Source organism: Pseudomonas sp. BF-B-30 (assembly GCF_019956305.1).
Taxonomy (GTDB): Bacteria; Pseudomonadota; Gammaproteobacteria; order Pseudomonadales; family Pseudomonadaceae; genus Aquipseudomonas; species Aquipseudomonas jessenii.
The window spans coordinates 42,221-60,889 of record NZ_JAHBDG010000030.1; the positions used below are offsets into that span (position 1 = coordinate 42,221).

19 protein-coding genes are annotated in these 18,669 nt (G+C 60.8%); 10 read left to right on the forward strand and 9 right to left on the reverse strand.

All coding sequences use genetic code 11. The features are described from left to right. The first annotated feature begins 134 nt into the window (after window positions 1–134). Genes KGB29_RS16545 through KGB29_RS16555 form a run of 3 tightly spaced genes read left to right on the forward strand, consistent with a single transcriptional unit; the run spans window position 135 to window position 3,371 of the window. Window positions 135–1,424 carry an NAD(P)/FAD-dependent oxidoreductase gene (locus tag KGB29_RS16545; RefSeq protein ID WP_150814961.1) on the forward strand — a complete coding sequence of 430 codons (1,290 nt, stop codon included), beginning with the start codon at window positions 135–137 and terminating at the stop codon, window positions 1,422–1,424. 25 nt (window positions 1,425–1,449) lie between these two features. Then, window positions 1,450–2,004, forward strand: coding sequence for a helix-turn-helix domain-containing protein (locus KGB29_RS16550; protein WP_008000492.1), 555 nt, complete (start codon window positions 1,450–1,452; stop codon window positions 2,002–2,004). A gap of 20 nt (window positions 2,005–2,024) precedes the next feature. Further along, window positions 2,025–3,371, forward strand: coding sequence for a glutamine synthetase family protein (locus KGB29_RS16555; protein ID WP_218543900.1), 1,347 nt, complete (start codon window positions 2,025–2,027; stop codon window positions 3,369–3,371). Window positions 3,372–3,554: 183 nt separating this feature from the next. Here the strand turns inward: KGB29_RS16555 and KGB29_RS16560 are convergent, their stop codons facing one another. From KGB29_RS16560 to KGB29_RS16580, 5 genes are all read right to left on the reverse strand, one after another. Continuing rightward, entirely contained in the window at window positions 3,555–4,919 is a 1,365-nt protein-coding gene (locus KGB29_RS16560) for a purine-cytosine permease family protein (protein ID WP_150814959.1), read from the reverse strand. 5 nt (window positions 4,920–4,924) lie between these two features. Then, complete coding sequence (locus tag KGB29_RS16565) at window positions 4,925–5,602, reverse strand: isochorismatase family cysteine hydrolase (protein ID WP_150814958.1); 678 nt, start codon at window positions 5,600–5,602, stop codon at window positions 4,925–4,927. 90 nt (window positions 5,603–5,692) lie between these two features. Continuing rightward, on the reverse strand, window positions 5,693–5,842 hold the full coding sequence (locus KGB29_RS16570) for a hypothetical protein (RefSeq protein WP_167362844.1): 150 nt from the start codon (window positions 5,840–5,842) through the stop codon (window positions 5,693–5,695). Between the two features lie 166 nt (window positions 5,843–6,008). Continuing rightward, window positions 6,009–7,052 carry an LLM class flavin-dependent oxidoreductase gene (locus tag KGB29_RS16575; protein ID WP_046043514.1) on the reverse strand — a complete coding sequence of 348 codons (1,044 nt, stop codon included), beginning with the start codon at window positions 7,050–7,052 and terminating at the stop codon, window positions 6,009–6,011. 208 nt (window positions 7,053–7,260) lie between these two features. Then, window positions 7,261–7,746 (reverse strand): flavin reductase family protein, encoded by a 486-nt coding sequence (locus KGB29_RS16580; protein ID WP_057715451.1) that lies wholly within the window; start codon window positions 7,744–7,746, stop codon window positions 7,261–7,263. Between the two features lie 323 nt (window positions 7,747–8,069). On the opposite strand from KGB29_RS16580, the gene KGB29_RS16585 reads away from it, so the two are divergent. Beyond that, the gene (locus tag KGB29_RS16585; protein WP_150814957.1) at window positions 8,070–9,476 is read left to right on the forward strand and encodes a purine-cytosine permease family protein; all 1,407 of its coding nucleotides are present in this window, start codon (window positions 8,070–8,072) and stop codon (window positions 9,474–9,476) included. A gap of 197 nt (window positions 9,477–9,673) precedes the next feature. Here the strand turns inward: KGB29_RS16585 and KGB29_RS16590 are convergent, their stop codons facing one another. Beyond that, window positions 9,674–10,294, reverse strand: coding sequence for a glutathione S-transferase family protein (locus KGB29_RS16590; protein ID WP_154910980.1), 621 nt, complete (start codon window positions 10,292–10,294; stop codon window positions 9,674–9,676). Between the two features lie 329 nt (window positions 10,295–10,623). Between KGB29_RS16590 and KGB29_RS16595 the strand changes: the two genes are divergently transcribed. Continuing rightward, window positions 10,624–11,949, forward strand: coding sequence for an OprD family porin (locus tag KGB29_RS16595; RefSeq protein ID WP_150814954.1), 1,326 nt, complete (start codon window positions 10,624–10,626; stop codon window positions 11,947–11,949). A gap of 80 nt (window positions 11,950–12,029) precedes the next feature. Here KGB29_RS16595 and KGB29_RS16600 read toward each other — a convergent pair whose 3' ends face one another. Beyond that, window positions 12,030–13,361, reverse strand: a complete 1,332-nt coding sequence (locus tag KGB29_RS16600) for an ATP-binding protein (RefSeq protein WP_150814953.1) — start codon at window positions 13,359–13,361, stop codon at window positions 12,030–12,032. Next, window positions 13,358–14,098: a response regulator gene (locus KGB29_RS16605; RefSeq protein ID WP_008050458.1), complete on the reverse strand. Its 741-nt coding sequence runs from the start codon at window positions 14,096–14,098 to the stop codon at window positions 13,358–13,360. The genes KGB29_RS16600 and KGB29_RS16605 overlap by 4 nt, the downstream gene beginning before the upstream one ends. Before the next feature lie 306 nt (window positions 14,099–14,404). Here KGB29_RS16605 and KGB29_RS16610 point away from each other — a divergent pair, with 306 nt between their 5' ends. From KGB29_RS16610 to KGB29_RS16620, 3 genes are all read left to right on the forward strand, one after another. Continuing rightward, a complete protein-coding gene (locus KGB29_RS16610; RefSeq protein WP_057715446.1) occupies window positions 14,405–14,668 on the forward strand; it encodes a DUF2790 domain-containing protein in 264 nt (87 codons plus the stop codon). A gap of 48 nt (window positions 14,669–14,716) precedes the next feature. After that, window positions 14,717–14,929 (forward strand): hypothetical protein, encoded by a 213-nt coding sequence (locus KGB29_RS16615; RefSeq protein ID WP_150814952.1) that lies wholly within the window; start codon window positions 14,717–14,719, stop codon window positions 14,927–14,929. A 145-nt stretch (window positions 14,930–15,074) separates the two neighbouring features. After that, on the forward strand, window positions 15,075–16,292 hold the full coding sequence (locus tag KGB29_RS16620; RefSeq protein ID WP_150814994.1) for a cytochrome c biogenesis protein DipZ: 1,218 nt from the start codon (window positions 15,075–15,077) through the stop codon (window positions 16,290–16,292). Window positions 16,293–16,301: 9 nt separating this feature from the next. Here the strand turns inward: KGB29_RS16620 and KGB29_RS16625 are convergent, their stop codons facing one another. Continuing rightward, on the reverse strand, window positions 16,302–17,294 hold the full coding sequence (locus tag KGB29_RS16625; protein WP_150814995.1) for an AraC family transcriptional regulator: 993 nt from the start codon (window positions 17,292–17,294) through the stop codon (window positions 16,302–16,304). A 178-nt stretch (window positions 17,295–17,472) separates the two neighbouring features. Between KGB29_RS16625 and KGB29_RS16630 the strand changes: the two genes are divergently transcribed. Both KGB29_RS16630 and KGB29_RS16635 read left to right on the forward strand, forming a co-directional pair. After that, window positions 17,473–17,742, forward strand: a complete 270-nt coding sequence (locus KGB29_RS16630; RefSeq protein WP_057715442.1) for a DUF4242 domain-containing protein — start codon at window positions 17,473–17,475, stop codon at window positions 17,740–17,742. A 45-nt stretch (window positions 17,743–17,787) separates the two neighbouring features. Then, on the forward strand, window positions 17,788–18,600 hold the full coding sequence (locus KGB29_RS16635; RefSeq protein ID WP_057715441.1) for a class I SAM-dependent methyltransferase: 813 nt from the start codon (window positions 17,788–17,790) through the stop codon (window positions 18,598–18,600). The last annotated feature ends 69 nt before the right edge of the window (window positions 18,601–18,669 follow it).

Here is an 18,669-nt window from a genome sequence, read left to right on the forward strand (position 1 = left end):
TTCGAACGTCACGTCTGAATAAAAACATCCCGCTCGGGTTCGCCTGAGCGGGATTTTTTACGCGTTGATTGCTTGTGTGAAATTTACCGTGTATTTTTTCATGAAATTAAAAATATAAAATTTCACGAGGCCGTATGTTTCAGCAATCCACGCAACATGTCGCCAGTTACTACGCCCATACCTGCGCCGATCGTCTGGTCAATCGAGCTGCACTGGAAGGTGAACAAGACACCGAAGTGCTGATCATCGGGGCCGGATTCAGTGGATTGCACACGGCTTTGCGTCTGGCGCTGGCCGGCAAGCGCGTGACCTTGCTCGAAGCCAGCCGGGTGGCCTGGGCCGCGTCCGGGCGTAATGGCGGTCAGGCGATTCTCGGCTGGTCGTGCGACATGCCACCGCTGGAAGCGGCGCTGGGTTACGAACGGGCGCGGCGCTTGTGGGACGGCATGCGCTGGGCCGCGCGCGAGCTGCGTGACTTGCCCGGCCGCCATGAGTTCGATTGCGACTATCGCGCCGGTCATCTCTGGACCTCGGTGATGCCCCGTCGGGTAGGCCTGCTGACCGAGTGGCAACACGAGGCCAGCCACAAGTGGGGCCACGACAAACTGCAATTTATCGAGCGCAGCGATTTGCCGCAGTGGGTTGCCAGTGAGCGTTATCAGGCCGGCCTGTTCGATCCCGAGGGCGGGCATCTGAATCCGCTGAAACTGGCCTTGGGTCTTGCGGATGCAATCGAGCGGGCCGGTGGCCGCATCCACGAGCAAAGCAAGGCGCTGAGCTATGGCGAGGAGGGCGACGGGTTTGTGGTGACCACCGAACGTGGTCGTATTCGCGCCGATGTACTGGTGCTGGCATGCAACGCTTACCTCGATCGACTCGACCCGCAACTGGCGAGTTGCGTGTTGCCGGTCGGGACCTATCAGGTCGCGACCGCGCCACTCACCAAGGAGCAAGCCACCGCGCTACTGCCGAGCAACGTGTGCGTGACCGACAACCAGTTCGTGCTCGATTATTTTCGCCGCACCCCGGATAACCGCCTGCTGTTCGGCGGCGGTTGCACTTACCTGGGCGGCATGCCCAAGGACATCGCCGCCGCGACCCGGCCGTTCCTGGAGCGCGTGTTCCCGCAACTCACCGGCGTCGATCTGGAGTTTGCCTGGGGTGGCCACATCGACCTGACCCTCAAGCGCACACCGGATATCGGCCGCCGTGGCGATCTGTACTGGATGCAGGGGTATTCCGGGCATGGCGTGCTGCCGACACTGGCTGCGGCGAGGGCGGTGTCCGACGCGGTACTCGGTCAGCCCGACGAGCTGTCCCTGTACCAGGGCCTGAACAACGGCAGTTTTCCCGGCGGCAAATACCTGGCCGCGCCGCTGGAAGCCATCGGCAAGGCCTGGTATCGACTGCGCGACAGCATTTGAAGCGACAATTTCTGGAAGCCTCTAGATGGACATGCAAGAAGAAATCTCGGCGCTGGCGATCCTGATCCAGGACCTGCGCAAACACAAGAAGTACACCCTGAAGGAACTGGCGGACAAAATCGGCCGCTCCGTGGGTTTTCTGTCCCAGGTCGAGCGCGGTCTGTCGCGCCCGACGGTGGCGGACCTGACCGCCATCAGCGAAACCCTTGGGGTGCCGACCACCTATTTCTACAGCCTGCCCAAACCCATGGCCTTGTCCTGGGTTACCCGCCCGGACGAGCGCCGCACGCTGTACTACGCCGACGGCATCACCGACATCCTCGTTTCGCCGAAAATGCGCGCGTCGTTCTCGATGCTCGAAAGCCAGCTCGAACCCGGTGCCAGCAGCGGTGACCGGCACATGAAGGACAGCTCCGAGCAGGGCGGTTATGTCCTGGAAGGGGAACTGACCCTGTGGCTCGACGACAACGAACCGGTGACCCTGCATCCCGGCGACAGCTTTCAACTGGCCAGCCATGCGCACTGCCGCTACGGCAACCTGTCCGACCAACTGACCCGCGTGCTTTGGGTTTACACCTGATAACAACAAGGAACAAAACGATGGATGCTGTGTGCTCTGAACTGCTGGCCGAGGTTCGCAACTTCCGCCACTGCAACCCCGAAGTGCGCTACGTCGACCTGATCTCCCTGGACATTCCGGGGCATTTCTACGGCAAGCGCTACCCGATCGAGATGCTGGAAAAAGTCGCTGCCGGCAGTGCATTGAAGCTGCCGCAGAACTGCGTGCTGCTCGGCACCCAGGGTGGGCTGTTCAAGATCGGCGATTACTGCTTCAACGATGGTGATCCGGACGCGCTGCGCCGTTTGGTGCCCGGCACGCTGAAACTGGTGAGCTGGGAAAAGCAGCCCTTGGGCCAGATGCTGATCACCTCCGACGGCACCGAAAAACCCATCGAGTTCGAACCCCGTGAAGTGCTGGCGCGGGTGCTGGACCGTCTGCACCGCAAAGGCATTTTCCCGGTGGTGGCCTTCGAGCTGGAGTTTTACCTGTTCGACAGCCGCTTGAAGGACGGCTTGCCGCAATTTCCCCGTGATGAGTTGACCGGCGATGCCGACGATCAGCCGAACATGCACATCGAGCGCTTGTCGCGCTTCGCCCCGGTGCTCGATGAAATGGTCGAGACGGCACGAGCCCAAGGCGTCGATGCCACGGTGATCACCGCCGAACTCGGCCCGGGCCAGTTCGAAATCAACTTCGGCCATTGCGATGACGGCCTGCGCGCCGCCGACTGGGCGGCCCTGTTCTGCCGCAGCACCCGGGGCGTGGCGCTCAAGCACAACCTGCGCGCCAGCTTCATGGCCAAACCTTACTTGCAACACCCCGGCAGCGGCATGCACGTGCATGTCAGCCTGTATGACCAGGCCGGCAACAACCTGCTGGCGGCGAACGGCCAGCGGGCGCTGCGCCATGCGGTGGCCGGTTGTCTGGATGTGTTGCCGCACTGCATGCCGATTTTTGCCCCGAACCACAATGCCATGCGCCGCCTGAGCGCCACGGTGAACGTCGCGTCCCGCGCCAGTTGGGGCTTCGAGGATCGCGATGCCTGCTTGCGTATTCCGGAGTCGGACATCAAGAACCTGCGCATTGAACATCGTCTGGCCGGCGCCGATGCCAACCCTTATCTGGCGTTGGCGGCGATTCTGGTGGGGTTGGAGCAAGGCCTGGAAGGGGAGCGCGAGCCGATTGCACCGCTCAACGAAGACCGCGGCAGTGGCATCGATTTTCCATTGGAAATGCTCGAAGCGGTGCAGTCCATGCAAAATCATGCAGTGCTGCGCGAAGGCTTGGGGGCGGAGTTCGTGGACGTCTACTGCGAAAACAAGCGTCAGGATCATCTGGCATTTCTGCATGACATCAGCGCGCGGGAGTATCGCTGGTTCCTGTAGTCACCCTTAAAAAATATGTGGATATTTAATGGGTTAGAGCGTTTAGTAACTGGATGGTGAATAAAAATATCTTGTTACAGGCCGAAATATTCCGTAATATCCGCGCCGCGTTCACCACCACGGTTTATGCATTTTTAAATCCCAGGCGTCCATCAGCTGCCTGGGATTTTTTTTGCCTGAAATTTAGTCGGCCGCTGACTCCATCATCGGCGCTCGCTTGCCGAGCTTCATCAGCCAGTAATAACTCAGCGCCGGCACCAGCAACCCGACGATCCACGCCAGGTCCACCCCGTCCAGCGCAGTGGCCACAGGGCCGACATACAGCGTGGTGTTCATGAACGGAATTTCCAGGGCAATCGCCAGCAGGAAACTGCCGCAGGCAATCCGGTTGACCCGCCCGTAGATCCCGTTCAGGTCGAAGATGTCGTCAATCCGGTACTGGCCTTTGCGCAGGCAGTAGTAGTCCACCAGATTGATCGCCGTCCATGGGATCAGGAAGTAGCTCATGAAGAAGATGAAGTTGAGGAAGAAGCTGATGAAGTCGTCCTGACTGATGGTGCACAGGGCCGTGGCCACCAGGCTGATCAGCAGCATGAACACACAGCGTACCCGCGGGGTCACCTTGAGCCGGGCGAAAGGTTCGATCACGGTGATGGTCGACATGAACGCGCCGTACAGGTTGAACACGTTGATCGACACCTGGCCGTAGACGATGAAGGCAAACAGCAGCACCGCGCCAGCGCCGAACAGGCCGGCGACATGCCCGCCGACGTTGCTGGAAAAGTCGCCGATGCCGACGCTCAGGATTGCCCCGAGAATCATCATCCACGCGCCGCCGCTGACCGTGCCGGCGTAGCTGTACCAGAACACCTGGGCGGCGGGCGTGCTGCTCGGCAGGTAGCGCGAATAGTCGGCGACATAAGGTGCATAGGACAGTTGCCAGGTCACGGCAATGCTCACCGCCACCAGGAACTTCGACAGCGAGAAGCCTGTTGGCAGCCATTGTTCGGCCGGGATCGGCAACTGCAAGGCGAGCACCGTGGCGGCCACGAACACCACCAGCGACAGAATCGACAGCAGCTTCTGCAAGCGGTGAATCAATCGATAGCCATAGAGCGCGACGACGAAGCACAACGCGCCGATCAGGTAGATATTGCCGGACATCGGCAGTGGGCTGACGGACTCCAGCGCCTGGGCCGCGAGCAAGGTGTTGCTGACAAAGAAACCCAGGTAGATCAGCATCACGAACAGCAGCGGCAACACCGCCCCCAACACGCCGAATTGCGCCCGGCTCTGGATCATTTGCGGAATGCCCAGCTTCGGTCCCTGGGCCGAGTGGGAGGCCATGAAAATCGCCCCCAGCAACGAGCCGATGATGATCGCCAGCGCACTCCAGAACAGGTTGAGTCCCATCACCACCGGCAACACGCCGGATGCAATGGTGGTGATGTTCATGTTGGCGCCGAACCAGATGTAGAACAGCGAGCCCGGCTTGCCGTGACGTTCGGTTTCGGGGATGAAATCGATGCTTCTTTTTTCGACTTGCATGGCGATCACTCCTGAGTCCGGACGAGGTGGGATTGCAGACGGGCGATGGTGCTTTGCAGCTCATGGGGTTGGTGGGCAAACAGGTCCGGCTGCTCGGGGATCAGGCTGATGTGATCGAGCTGTTGCAGGGCGCGCTGGCACTCGGTCGTGGTGAGGATTTCCAGCGCGTAGACCCAGTTGGCCATGATCAGCAGGGCCGAGTAATGCCCGGCCTCGGTGGTCGTGGTGCAAGCATCGCTGACCAGGCGCACGCGATAACCCAGGGCGAAGGCATCGAACACGCTGGTCAGCACGCAGACGTCGGTCAACACGCCGCAGACGATCAGCGTGTCGACCTCCATTGCCTTGAGTCGGGCATCGAGGTCGGTGCGGTGGAAGGCACTGTAACGGCCCTTGTCGATGATCAATTCACCGGACTGCGGCGTCAGCGACTCGATGATTTCCACTTGGCGGGTGCCGGCGCGGTAACTGCCGGGGCCACCGTCGGCGGCCAGAGGTTCGCCGTGGGGCAGGTCACTGCCGTCGGCCTGATTGATGTGGCGGGTATAGATGACAGGCATCCGCTGATGGCGGGCGGTATCGAGCAGGGTGGCGGTATTGGTAGCCACTGTGTCGAAGTTTTCCAGGACGAAGCCGTCCTCCTGCTGCATGTCGATGATCAACAGCGCGTTGTTATTGTTCATTGGGCAAACCTGATCAAGACGAAACACGATGCACCGTACGCGCCATGCAATGGCGAGACGCGGGGTGCGTGATTGGCTGTTCGGGTGGGCTCAGTGAACTATTTGCCAGAAACCGTTCTGCTTGGCCGAAACGCTGGCGCGCAGGCGCTTGAAATGCAGGTGCGAAGCGGTCCATTCACCGCGCAGGTAAGCCCGCGCGGCGCCGGAGGGAAGGGCGAGTGATGGGAGGTGACCAGTCATCATTGGAATCGACCCATGTAGGAGCGAGCCTGCTCGCGAAAAACTCTAGACAACGCGGTGTTTCAGATGGCCCGCGTTATCGTTGGCGTCCATCGCGAGCAAGCTCGCTCCCACAGTTGAGGTGTGCTGACCCCCGGCTTCGCGTCCGGGGAGCAGGGCGGCGCAATCAGCGGAACGCTGGCACCACATGCTTGATGAACAGCTCCAGGGATTTTTTCTTTTCCGCGTGGGGCAGGCTGTTATCGCACCAGAAGCTGAATTCGTCGACCCCCAGTTCCTGGTAGTACTTGATGCGCGGAATGATTTCTTCCGGGGTACCGATCATGGCGGTCTTGTGCAGGCTTTCCAGTTCGAACTCAGGGCGACCGGCGAATTTTTCTTCCGGGCTCGGCGCGAGGAAGCCGTTGACCGGGGTGGTCTTGTTGCCGAACCAGGCATCGAAGGTGCGATAGAACCTGGAGATTGCCTTGGCCCCGACTTCCCAGCCTTGAGGATCGTCGGCGGTGTGCACGTGGGTGTGACGCAGTACCATCAGTTGCGGTCGCGGCACGCCGGGGTTGTTGTCGAGCGCGGCCTGGAATTTGTTCTTCAGGTCGAGGACTTCCTCGTCGCCTTTCATCAACGGCGTGACCATGACGTTGCAACCGTTGGCCACGGCGAAGTTGTGCGAGTCCGGGTCGCGGGCGGCGATCCACATCGGCGGGTTCGGCTGCTGGATCGGCTTGGGTACGCTGGTGGAGGTCGGGAATTTCCAGATGTCGCCGTCATGGGCGTAGTCACCGTTCCACAATGCCCGCACCACCGGAACCATTTCCCGCAACGCCTGGCCGCCGGAGGAGGCCGGCATGCCGCCGGCCATGCGGTCGAACTCGATCTGGTAGGCACCACGGGCCAGGCCGACTTCCATGCGTCCGTTGCTGATCACATCGAGCAACGCGCATTCACCGGCTACCCGCAGCGGATGCCAGAACGGCGCGATGATGGTGCCGGCACCCAGGTGAATGGTGGTGGTCTTGCCCGCCAGGTAAGCCAGCAGCGGCATCGGGCTTGGCGAGATGGTGTATTCCATGGAGTGGTGTTCACCGATCCACACGGTGCTGAAACCACCGGCCTCGGCCATCAGCGTCAGTTCGGTCAGGTCTTCGAACAACTGGCGGTGGCTGACGCTTTCGTCCCAACGTTCCATGTGTACGAACAGGGAAAACTTCATGACGCTTACCTCGGATCTATTGTTGTCGGCCAGTCGATCGCGGGCCTGTTGATTATTGGTATACCATAATACGAAATCTGTGCAAATGTTTCTCACTGGTCAGTGAGCAACCTGTGGGAGCGGGCTTGCTCGCGAAAGCGGTATGCCTGACAACATTGATGTTGGGTGTGCCGGCCTCTTCGCGAGCAAGCCCGCTCCCACAAGGGGATCAGGCCAGGACCGGCAACGCGCCCATCTTGCCGTGGCAATACACCAGTGGCCCGCTGCTCTGGCGGGGCACGATCAGGTTTTTCACCGCGCCGACCATGATGGCGTGGTCACCACCTTCATATTCGCGCCACAGCTCACATTCGATGACCGCCGTGGCATTGGCCAGAATCGGGTTGCCCAGCTCGCTCAACGTCCACTCGATCCCCTGGGCCTTGTCCTTGCCTTTGCGCGCGAAGGCATAGGCTTCGCTTTGCTGGCCGCCGGAAAGCACGTGGATGGCAAAACGTTTGTTCTTGATCAGGACCGGGTAGGAGTCGGAGCTGTAATTGGGGCAGAACAGCACCAGAGCCGGGTCCATCGACAACGAACTGAAGGCGCTGGCGGTCAGGCCGACGATTTGCCCGTCGTCATCCAGGGTGGTGATCACGGTCACTCCGGACGGGAACGAACCCATGACTTGTTTGTAGATGGCGGCATCGATCATTGGACGGTCCTCGGGTGGTGTGACGCGTTTTTATGTGTTTATAGGTCTGATGGTATACCGTAATACATCGATTGCAAGGTCTTTTTAGGTGAACCGATAAACGTAAGGCTTTTGTCTGGAACCCAATGATTGCTGGGCTTTAAGCTAGCAAACGCTGGCGTGGATCGGGCAGGATGCCGGCTCAGATGCTTGTTCAAAGACCGGATCAGTCTTGTTTAAAGTTTGGAATACCATAATATGGTCCGCATCTGAGGGGCGGCCAGAGAGTCCCCCCGGTTTGGCTTCATACAAAGATAAGAACAGACAAACTCGAGTTCATGCACATGTCCCAGATGTCCCGGCAAGATCCGTTGATCGAGAACCATACGGTCGACTACGTTCCACTCGCAGAGCGCCACGGGAAGGCCCGCGATCTCTTCACCCTGTGGTTCAGCACCAACATCGCGCCACTGCCCATCGTCACCGGCGCCATGGTGGTCCAGGTGTTCCACCTCAACCTGTTCTGGGGGTTGCTGGCGATTGCCCTCGGGCACATGGTCGGCGGTGTAGTGATTGCGCTGGCGTCGGCCCAGGGACCGTGCATGGGCATCCCGCAGATGGTGCAGAGCCGTGGTCAGTTCGGCCGCTATGGCGCGCTGTTGATCGTGTTCTTCGCGGCATTGATCTACATCGGTTTCTTCATTTCCAACATCGTGCTGGCAGGCAAATCGATTGTCGGCATTGCACCGTCGGTTCCGGTGCCGGCCAGCATTCTCATCGGCGCCCTCAGCGCCACGGCCATCGGGGTGATCGGTTATCGCTTCATCCATACCCTGAACCGCATCGGCACCTGGGTGATGGGCAGTGCCTTGCTCGCCGGTTTCCTCTATATCTTCGCCCATGATCTGCCGGCGGACTTCTTCACCCGCGGCGGATTCAACCTGTCCGGCTGGCTGGCCACGGTGTCGCTGGGCATCATCTGGCAGATCAGCTTCTCGCCGTATGTGTCGGACTACTCGCGTTACCTGCCTGCGGATATTGGGATCGCCAAGCCATTCTGGGCCACGTATCTGGGGGCGACCCTGGGCACGATCCTGTCGTTCACCTTCGGCGCCGTGGCGGTACTGGCGACCCCGGAGGGCACCGAGGCGATGGCGGCGGTCAAGCAGTCCACCGGTTGGCTGGGGCCGATCCTGATGGTGTTGTTCCTGCTCAACATCATCAGCCACAACGCCTTGAATCTGTATGGCGCAGTGCTGTCGATCATCACCTCGATCCAGACCTTCGCCAGCCAATGGACGCCCAGCATCAAGGTGCGCGTGGTGTTGTCGGGCATCGTGCTGGCGGGTTGCTGCGTGGTGGCGCTGGGGGCCTCGGCGAATTTCATTTCGCAATTCATCGGCCTGATTCTGGCGCTGTTGCTGGTGCTGGTGCCGTGGGCCTCGATCAACCTGATCGACTTTTACCTGATCAAGCGTCGTCGCTATGACATCGCCTCGATCTTCCGGGCTGACGGCGGCATCTACGGTCGCTTCAACCTGCATGCGATCATTGCCTACTTCATCGGCATCATCGTGCAACTGCCATTCGCCAATACTTCACTGTACGTCGGACCGTATGCCAATCTGGTGGAGGGCGCGGACCTGTCGTGGCTGGTGGGGCTGGTGGTGACGTGCCCGTTGTATTACTGCCTCGCTACGCGAAGCCAGGCGCAGGAAAGCCGTTCGGCGAAGTTCGGCTACACCGACTGAGGCAAAGTCGTTTCGTGTTCGTCAGAACGTCAGAAAATGCCCGGCACATCGCCGTCACTGTAGGAGCGAGCTTGCTCGCGATGGACTCAAGAGCGCTGCGTTTAGTCAGTAAACACGCGTAATCGTTAACGACCATCGCGAGCAAGCTCGCTCCTACAATGACGGCGACATGGGGCATTTTTGTTTTCGGCGAACGCTCAGGAATGGTTGAACACATTCAAGCCGCGTTGAACCGCCGGCCTGGCTTCGACTGTGTCGAACCAGCGTGATAGCTGAGGCAGTTGCTTCCAGTCCAGCCGATCACGGAACGCCGTGGCAATGGTGAAGGCCGAAATGTCGGCCATGGAGAACTGCGCTCCGGCCATGAAGTCGTCCGTCAGAAAACTTTCCGAGTAGGTGAGCTGTTCAATCACGCGCAGATCGATGATCGCCGCCGCCTTGGTCTGCCCCGCCTGGTGCAGAAAAAAGGCGGCATGGCTGGGGGCGATGACATCGGTCACGAAAAAGAAATAGCGGTCGATCACCCGGGTGCGATCAGGTCCTGGCTGCGCCGGTGCCAGCCTTCCGGGCGCAATGGAATCGGCGTACTGGATGATGGCGTTGGACTGGTTGATGACCAGCACCGGAGTTGTCCCGTGATCGATCAGGGTCGGCACTTTCCCGGCCGGGTTAAGCGCCAGGAAGGCCGGACCACGGTGTTCCTGTGCATACAGGTCGAGCTTGCGTGCCGTATAGGCGATGCCCGACTCTTCCAGGGCAATCGCGGCCCTCAGGCTGTTGCCGGTGTTCGCGCCGTAAAGTTCGATTTGATCGTTCATGGGTCATTGCTCTTGTAGTGACATACCAGCTGCCACCGATCGCTGCCGATGAAGTCAGTATGATGAAAATCCGCCGCACCGATATTCAAAAACACTGATCGTCCATACCCCTGTGCGACAAGGCTTATCCCTGTACGAAAACTACTTTCACCGCGTTTGATAATAGCCTCTCGAAGTGTTTTAAGAGTTTCACAAGCCAGTCAGTCAACCCTCGCCTCGAACGTCCGATGACTCATGTCACTCATCGAGCGCTGTTGCGTGGGCGGTAATCGGGTCCTGTCTGGCGGTGAAACCTTCAAATAACGATAAGAAACACCCAGGAGCCCCCTATGTTCAAACGAGCGATTCCCACCGCAGTCCTGCTGGTCACCAGTTCGGTGTGCGCACAGGCTGCCGATACCGCAGGCCATGGTTTTCTGGAAGACAGCAAGGCCAACCTGTCGATGCGCACCCTGTACTTCAACAGCGACAATCGCGATGGCAGCGCTGCTCCCTCGAAAACCGAAGAGGCGGCCCAGGGTTTCGTGTTGCGCTATGAGTCCGGGTTCACGCAGGGCGCGGTGGGGTTCGGGCTCGATGCCCAGGCGTTGCTCGGCATCACGCTGGACAGCGGAGCGGGGCGCCACGTCGGTAGCGGCATGATTCCCTCTGACGGCGATGGCGCGGCCGATGCCTGGAGCAGCTTCGGCCCTACGGCGAAAATGCGCCTGGCCAAGACTGAATTTCGCTACGGCACCTTGCTGCCGAAATTGCCGATCCTTCTGGCGAACGATGCCCGTGTGTTGCCGCAATCGTTTACCGGCGCGCAGGTCACCTCGAGCGACATCGATGGCCTGACGTTGACCGGCGGTGTGCTGGAGCACGCGGTAGGGCGCGCCTCGACGGACCGCACAGGCTTGTCGGTCGCCGGCAGCACGCAGGACAGCAACAAGTTCTACTACGCCGGCGGTGACTACAACCTCACCAGGAACCTTAAGACCCAGTATTACTTCGCGCAGCTGGAAGACTTCTACAACCAGAACTTCCTCGGCCTGACGCACATCCTGTTCATCGACAGTGCAAGCTCGCTCACCACCGACCTGCGTTACTTCCGTACCACGTCGAGCGGTGCCAACAGCTCTGCCTCCGGCCGTGCGCAAGGCTATCGGGTATCGGGCTACACCGACGACAACGATGGTGAAATCGACAACAGCACCTGGGCCGCGATGGTCACCTACAGCCACGGCGGTCACGCAGTGTCGGTGGGGCATCAACGTGTGGGCGATGGCAGCAACTTCGTCCAGCCCAACCAGGGCAGCCTGGGGGACAAGGGGGCGGGCGGCGGCAGTGTCTACCTGCCCACCGACAAGATGATCCAGAACTTTGCCCGGGCCGGCGAGCAGACGAATTTCGGCCAATACACCTACGACTTCGCGCCCCTGGGCGTGCCGGGCCTGAAAGCCTCGATCGTGTATCTGAAGGGCACGGACATCAAGGCGCAAAACGCCAGTGACCAGTCCGAGTGGGAGCGCGACATGACCCTGGACTACGTGTTGCAATCGGGTACGTTCAAGGGGGTGGGGTTCACACTGCGTAACGCCAGGTCCAATACCGATGCCGGGCGCAACGTGGATCAGAACCGGTTCATCATCAATTACACCTTGTCGTTGTTGTAATCACGGCGCCCCCCTGTGTGCGGGCCTGCCCGCGAAGGCAGCCTGACAGCCGACCATTTTCTACGGTTGGTCCGGCACTCTCACCCCTGAGCCAAACCCTTCTGCCCCGGCAATCGCAACTCCGCACACAACCCGCCCCCTTCACGATTGCTCAAGGTCAAGGAGCCTCCAATCGCGACCGCCAGTTGCTGGGCGATCGCCAGCCCCAGCCCGGTGCCGCCGGTGCTGCGGTTGCGGGAATTCTCAACGCGGTAGAACGGTTCCATCACTTGCTTGAGTTCTTCCTCGGCGATCCCCGGACCACGGTCGAGGATCTTGATCGAGAGGTTGCCATCGGCCTGCTTTTGCACCCGCAACTCGGCGGCACCGGCAAACTTCAATGCGTTGTCCGTCAGGTTGACCAGCACCCGGCGCAAGGCGTGGGGGCGGGTGTCGATGACGGCGGCACTCTTGCCGCTGAGCTGAACATCCTTGCCCACGTCCTGATAGTCGAACACCAGGCTGTCGAGGAACGAGTCGAGGTCGGTGCGGCGGCTTTCTTCGGTGGCACCGTGGATGCTGCGGGCGTAGGCCACGCCTTCGCGCACCAGGTGTTCCATTTCGCCCAGGTCGTTCCACAGTTTGTCTTTTTCGCTGGAGTCGTCCATGAACTCGGCGCGCAGTTTCATGCGGGTGATCGGGGTTTGCAGATCGTGGGAGATTGCCGCGAGCAATTGCATGCGTTCCTTCAGGTACGCCGCGATGCGTGCCTGCATCGCGTTGAAGGCCTTGGCGGCGTGGGCGACTTCGGTCGGGCCTTTTTCGTCCAGGAGTACGGGATGGGCGTTGGGGTCCAGGGTTTCGACGGCACCGGCGAGGCGGGTGAGGGGGCGGATGGCGATTCTGACCGCCAGCCAGGAGCAGGCCAGCATCAGCGCCAGTTGCCCGAGCAACACGATGGGCAGCCAGGGCGACAACGGCACCATCGCCGGGCGGACGTCGATGGTCAGCGGGCTGCCATCGGCCAGGTTCAAGTGCACCTGGAAATGTTTTTTCGGCCCGGGGATGTCGGTAAAGGTCATCGGGTAATCGTGGCCGATGGCGTCTTTGATCGAGGCAATGGCAATGGGCGCATCGGGCATGTCGGTGCGGATGGGCGTGCCCGGCGAACCCTCATTGAGCATGTAACTGTAATTGCGCCGCTCCAGTTGTTTGAGCCAGGCGGCTCGCTCATCGGCGGGCAAGCGGTCGAGGATGGCGACGGACGTGGAAACGTCGGTTTCCAGGTTGCCGAGCATGGTGTTTTTCGAGGACTCGTAGCGTTCGTAGTACTGCGCGCCGAAGGACAGCGCCTGGGCGAGGATCAGGCCGATCAGGAATATCAGCGACAGCCGCGAGGCCAGGGTCCGCGGCCAATGCAGCGCCAGGGTCATGATTGATCGCCCAGGATTTCCACCGGCAGGGAAAACACATAGCCTTCGCTGCGCACGGTCTTGATGTAGGCCGGTTCGCGAGCGTCGTCGAGCAAGCGCTGGCGCAGACGACTGACCAAAAGATCGATGGAGCGGTCGAACAGGTCGGCGTCGCGACCCTGGGTCAGATTGAGCAATTGATCGCGGTTGAGCACCCGTTGTGGATGGTCGAGAAACACCCGCAGCAATCGATATTCAGCACCGCTCAGGGCCACCATGGTGCCGTCTTCATCGAGCAGGTGACGGGCCGAGGTGTCCAGGCGCCAGCGTCCAAAGGCCAACAGGCGGCTGGCTTCGGTCACCACCAGGTTCGGTGGCAGCATGCGGGTGCGTCGCAGCACCGCGTTGATCCGCGCCAGCAGTTCACGGGCAGCGAATGGCTTGACCAGATAGTCGTCGGCACCCATTTCCAGGCCGAGGATGCGATCGGTTTCATCGTTGCGGGCGGTGAGCATCAGCACTGGCGTGGCCTTGTGCTTGCCGGCGCGCAGTTCGCGGCAGAGCAGCAGGCCATCGTCACCCGGCATCATGATGTCCAGCACGATCAGGTCCACCGGGGTGGTTTCCAGAAAGGCGCGCATTTGCCGTCCATCCGCCACGACCGTGGTGCGCAGGCCGTTCTTCTTCAGGTAGTTGCCGACCAGTTCGCGGATTTCGCGGTCATCGTCAACGATGAGGATGTGATCAACGTGATCCATTGGGCCAAACCTCTGGTAAATGGGGAATGCCACACAGTCTATCGAGCCTGGGCGGGCTCGCCTGCCGCCCTTTGTATTGCAGTGTATCCGGCTTGCCTGCGGATACACACGAAGGCAAAAAAGCCGATTTCCAGCGGTTTTGTATTGCTTTGTATCCAGGCACCGTTCTGATACGCAGCGATTGATTCCCGCCGATTCCCGACACAGACGAGATACCTCGCAGGCTTTTAATAGGTTCCATCGAGGCAAACCAGAGCGCCTCGGCCCAACGAACAGTTGACCTGTTGAAACCTTGAGGAGTCCGCCATGAACACCAAAGCCATCTACGCAGCCTGCCTGTTTGCCGCACTGAACATCTGCACCTTGTCGGCCCGTGCCGAAGCCGATGTCGCTCCCAGAACCTACACCTATGGCACCCAACTGGATATCAGGAAAGTGGTGTCGCTGACCGAGGACACTACGCCTTCCTGCGGCGTGGTGAATGCGCGGCTGACGTACCTCGACTCCCAGTCAAAAACCCAGGTTCTGGATTACAGCAAATTCGCCGACAACTGCAACTCGGAAAACTGAGTGTCGCGATCAACCCCCGCCAAATCCATTTGCAACAGGAAGGACATCATGAACAACGTTACCCGCTACCTGACCGCCATCGTCTTTTCCGCCGCCGGTGCGGCGGCCCATGCCAACGCCGCTGTCGAGCAAAGCGCCTGTGCCAGCAACACCTGCTTCCAGCTCACGCCTGTGGCAGAGAAGGGCACCCAGGGTTTCCTGGCGCAAGACGGTTCCAGCCGCACGCCACAAGGGCAGTTACTGGATGAGCAGACCGCTTGAAAACACCTCGATCCACTGTGGGAGCGGGCTTGCTCGCGAAAGCGATTGTTCAATCAACGATGTGTCGTCTGACCCGACGCATTCGCGAGCAAGCCCGCTCCCACATGGGTTCTGTGTTGCCCTCTAATTTGCATTAGGTGATCCCATGTTACTCATCGCTTTCCTGGGCGGCATACTGACCGTCCTCAGCCCGTGCATCCTGCCGGTCGTGCCGTTCCTGTTTGCCGGGGCCGACCGTACACGCTCCTCGATCCTGCTGACCCTCGGCGGCATGGTCCTGACCTTTGCCCTGGTCTCCAGCCTGGCCGTGGTCAGTAGTGAGTGGGTGATACAGGCCAGCAACACTGGCCGCCACGTAGCGCTGGCGGTGATGGTGCTGTTCGCCCTGTCGCTGATCTCCGCCCGGGTCGGTGACTGGCTGGCCCGTCCCTTCGTGCTGCTGGGCAATCGCATCGACCCGGACTCGCGCAAGATGTCCGGGCCGTTGGCGTCGATCATGATCGGTGTCGCCACCGGGCTGCTCTGGGCACCCTGCGCCGGGCCGATCCTCGGGGTGATTCTCACCAGCGCCATGTTGCAAGGTGCGAACGCCGGCACCAGTCTGTTGCTGGTGGCCTATGGCGCGGGCAGCGCGCTGTCCCTGGGCACCTTGATCTTTGCCGGGCGCGGCCTGGTCAATCGCTTGAAACCGTCGATTCCGGTCACCGGCTGGTTGCGTCGTGGCGCCGGGGTTGCGGTGCTCGCCGGTGCGGCAGTGATTGCAACGGGGGCCAATGACCTGTTGCTGGCCAACACCTCATCGGAAGGTGTCAACAGTGTGGAGAAAGGCGTGCTGGAAGCCGTGCCGAAAGTCGTCGATTACCTGGTCAGCAAGGTCAAGGCAGACAGCACCATGGGCGATGCCCAAGGCGCCATGCCCTCGCTGTACGGCGCGGTTGAATGGCTCAACTCGCCGGCCCTGAGCAACGAAGCCCTGAAAGGCAAAGTGGTACTGGTGGACTTCTGGACCTTCGACTGCATCAACTGCAAGCACACCCTGCCGTACGTGAAGGAATGGGCGAAGAAATACGAAAAGGACGGACTGGTGGTGATCGGCGTGCACACGCCTGAATACGGCTTTGAGCGCATCATCGACAACGTCAGGGCCAAGGTGAAGGAATACGGCATCACCTACCCGGTGGCGATCGACAACAACTACGCGATCTGGCGCAACTTCGACAACCAGTACTGGCCGGCGCACTACCTGATCGATGCCAAGGGGCAGGTGCGTTACACCCACTTCGGCGAAGGTAGTTACGACACTCAGGAAAAAATGATTCAGCAGTTGCTGGAGGAGGCCAAGGCCGGCACGCCAGCGGCGTAACTTGCTCGATCAATGGCTCACGGGTCTTGCCCCGTGGGCCATGGTTTTTTTCTCCTGTCCGCGCCGCCACGCCGCCGGTGGCGCACCGAACTCGCGACGGAAGGCGCGGCTGAAAGCGGTATCGGTCTGGTAACCCACTTCTTCGGCGATGCGCGTCAATGAGCTGTTGCTGCTGCGTAACAGATTGGCGGCGAGCAACATGCGCCATTGCGTCAGGTACTGCATCGGCGACACCCCCACCAGTTGCTGGAAGCGTTCGGCCAACACCGATCGTGAGGTGCTGGCAGTGCGCGCCAGTTCGTCCAGCGTCCAGGCGTGGCAAGGTTTTTTGTGCAAGGCGTTGAGGGCGGCGCCGACGATGCGGTCGCGCACACCGGCCAGCCAGCCGGTGCGGCCTTCGCCTTGTTCGTTCATGTACAGGCGCAACACTTCGATGAACAGCACTTCGGCCAGTTTGGCCAATACCCCTTCACCGCCAGGGCGGGGCGAGCGGGCTTCGGCGAGGGCATAGCGCACGGAGGATTCCAGCCAGATACCGGCATCCGAACCGCGCACATTGACCCGCACCACCGCCGGCAAGCCCTTGAGCAATATGCCCGCCAGGCGCGTGTCGCACGCCAGGTAACCGCACACCAACCGGGTGACCGCGCCACCCCCGCCATAACTCAACTGCCGGGGCCGGCGCGCCAGCACGGCATCCAGTCGCGCACCCGTGGCGGGGGGCAATCCGGGACGTGAGCACATGCGATGGGCGTCGCCCTGGGGGAAGATCACCACGTCGCCCGCACTCAGATGCAGCGGCGGGTCATCGCCCAGTTCAACGTAGCACTCACCTTCGGTTATCAGGTGAAAGATCACTACCCGTTCCGCATCGGGCTCCAGAAACGGCGCGGCGGTGTCGGCGCTGGGCGACTGGTAGCACCAGGGCGCGGTGAACCGGGCGTTGATAAAGATCGCGCCGACCAGATGCACGACGCGCAGGGTCTGCGACAGAGCGTCCATTGAGGGTTTCCCGTGGAAGGATTTCTGATTGTGAGCGCCTCGGCGCGCAACGTGGAATCTCCGGACGATCGGGCAGGGTTGGGCGACGATCGGACAGGACGCCAGCGCCCGTCAGGGCGATAGTTTGATCACAGGGTGAGTGCCGCCCTGCCATCAAGAACAATAAAGAGAGGTTGCCATGCCTAAGTTCGTCATTGAACGTGAGATCCAGGGCGCCGGAGCATTATCGGATAGGGATTTGAAAGCGGCTTCGCAAAAGTCCTGCCGGGCGTTGCGTGAGTTGCCTGAGGTGCAGTGGCTGCAGAGCTATGTCACCGGTGACAAGCTCTACTGCGTGTACATCTCGCCGAACGAAGAGCAGATCAGGGAGCACGCTCGGGTGAGCGGGTTTCCCGCCAATCGCATTTCCCAGGTCATGAACATCATCGATCCGACAACGGCGGAGTGAATGCCCGCCAGGCCCGACTCGTGTTTCAACCCAGAGACCTTCTCCATGAGTACACCTATTGATCTGACTGCCTTGAAAAACCGCCAGATGGCCTCCTGGGCCAGCGGCGACTACGCCGTGATCGGCACCACCCTGCAGATCGTCGGCGAGCAACTGGCCGAAGCCTGTGACCTGTTGTGCGATGAGCGCGTGCTCGACGTTGCCGCCGGTAACGGCAACGCAACCCTCGCGGCTGCGCGCCGTGGCTGCCAGGTGACGTCCACCGACTATGTCGCCGCCTTGCTCGAACGCGGCGAAGAGCGGGCCCGGGCAGAACGGCTGAATGTCTCCTTCCAGGTCGCCGATGCCGAAGCCTTGCCCTTTGCCGACGGCAGCTTTGATGCCGTGCTGTCGACCTTCGGTGTGATGTTCACGCCGGACCAGCCCAAAGCCGCCGCGGAACTGGCACGGGTTTGTCGCCCGGGCGGGCGGATTGGCTTGGCCAACTGGACGCCGGAAGGTTTCGTCGGCCAGATGTTCAAGACCCTTGGCCAGCACCTGCCACCCCCTCCGGGTGCCAATCCACCCTCACGCTGGGGCACCGAAGCCTGGCTGCACGAGCATTTCGACGAGCGTGAATTCCTGCTCCAGGTGACGCGTCGCACGTTCAATTTCCGCTATCGCTCGGCGGCGCATTTCATCGACACCTTCCGCCAGTGGTACGGGCCGGTGCACAAGGCCTTCGCCGCGCTGCCCGAGGATGGCGCCAAGGCCCTGGAGACCGACTTGACCGAGCTGATCAACCGGTTGAACCGGGCGGGCAACAAGTCGCTGGTGGTGCCGAGTGAATACCTGGAGGTGGTGATCACGCGGCGTTGAGTTGACACAAGTCCAGTGTGGGAGCGGGCTTGCTCGCGAAAGCGGTGTATCAGCCACAGCATCTTCGAC

What these genes read in the sequence shown, in the direction of transcription:
- KGB29_RS16545 (WP_150814961.1), top strand. Translation starts at nt 135, where the DNA reads ATGTTTCAGCAATCCACGCAACATGTCGCCAGTTACTACGCCCATACC.
- KGB29_RS16550 (WP_008000492.1), top strand. Translation starts at nt 1,450, where the DNA reads ATGGACATGCAAGAAGAAATCTCGGCGCTGGCGATCCTGATCCAGGAC.
- KGB29_RS16555 (WP_218543900.1), top strand. Translation starts at nt 2,025, where the DNA reads ATGGATGCTGTGTGCTCTGAACTGCTGGCCGAGGTTCGCAACTTCCGC.
- KGB29_RS16560 (WP_150814959.1), bottom strand. Translation starts at nt 4,919, where the DNA reads ATGCAAGTCGAAAAAAGAAGCATCGATTTCATCCCCGAAACCGAACGT.
- KGB29_RS16565 (WP_150814958.1), bottom strand. Translation starts at nt 5,602, where the DNA reads ATGAACAATAACAACGCGCTGTTGATCATCGACATGCAGCAGGAGGAC.
- KGB29_RS16570 (WP_167362844.1), bottom strand. Translation starts at nt 5,842, where the DNA reads ATGACTGGTCACCTCCCATCACTCGCCCTTCCCTCCGGCGCCGCGCGG.
- KGB29_RS16575 (WP_046043514.1), bottom strand. Translation starts at nt 7,052, where the DNA reads ATGAAGTTTTCCCTGTTCGTACACATGGAACGTTGGGACGAAAGCGTC.
- KGB29_RS16580 (WP_057715451.1), bottom strand. Translation starts at nt 7,746, where the DNA reads ATGATCGATGCCGCCATCTACAAACAAGTCATGGGTTCGTTCCCGTCC.
- KGB29_RS16585 (WP_150814957.1), top strand. Translation starts at nt 8,070, where the DNA reads ATGTCCCAGATGTCCCGGCAAGATCCGTTGATCGAGAACCATACGGTC.
- KGB29_RS16590 (WP_154910980.1), bottom strand. Translation starts at nt 10,294, where the DNA reads ATGAACGATCAAATCGAACTTTACGGCGCGAACACCGGCAACAGCCTG.
- KGB29_RS16595 (WP_150814954.1), top strand. Translation starts at nt 10,624, where the DNA reads ATGTTCAAACGAGCGATTCCCACCGCAGTCCTGCTGGTCACCAGTTCG.
- KGB29_RS16600 (WP_150814953.1), bottom strand. Translation starts at nt 13,361, where the DNA reads ATGACCCTGGCGCTGCATTGGCCGCGGACCCTGGCCTCGCGGCTGTCG.
- KGB29_RS16605 (WP_008050458.1), bottom strand. Translation starts at nt 14,098, where the DNA reads ATGGATCACGTTGATCACATCCTCATCGTTGACGATGACCGCGAAATC.
- KGB29_RS16610 (WP_057715446.1), top strand. Translation starts at nt 14,405, where the DNA reads ATGAACACCAAAGCCATCTACGCAGCCTGCCTGTTTGCCGCACTGAAC.
- KGB29_RS16615 (WP_150814952.1), top strand. Translation starts at nt 14,717, where the DNA reads ATGAACAACGTTACCCGCTACCTGACCGCCATCGTCTTTTCCGCCGCC.
- KGB29_RS16620 (WP_150814994.1), top strand. Translation starts at nt 15,075, where the DNA reads ATGTTACTCATCGCTTTCCTGGGCGGCATACTGACCGTCCTCAGCCCG.
- KGB29_RS16625 (WP_150814995.1), bottom strand. Translation starts at nt 17,294, where the DNA reads ATGGACGCTCTGTCGCAGACCCTGCGCGTCGTGCATCTGGTCGGCGCG.
- KGB29_RS16630 (WP_057715442.1), top strand. Translation starts at nt 17,473, where the DNA reads ATGCCTAAGTTCGTCATTGAACGTGAGATCCAGGGCGCCGGAGCATTA.
- KGB29_RS16635 (WP_057715441.1), top strand. Translation starts at nt 17,788, where the DNA reads ATGAGTACACCTATTGATCTGACTGCCTTGAAAAACCGCCAGATGGCC.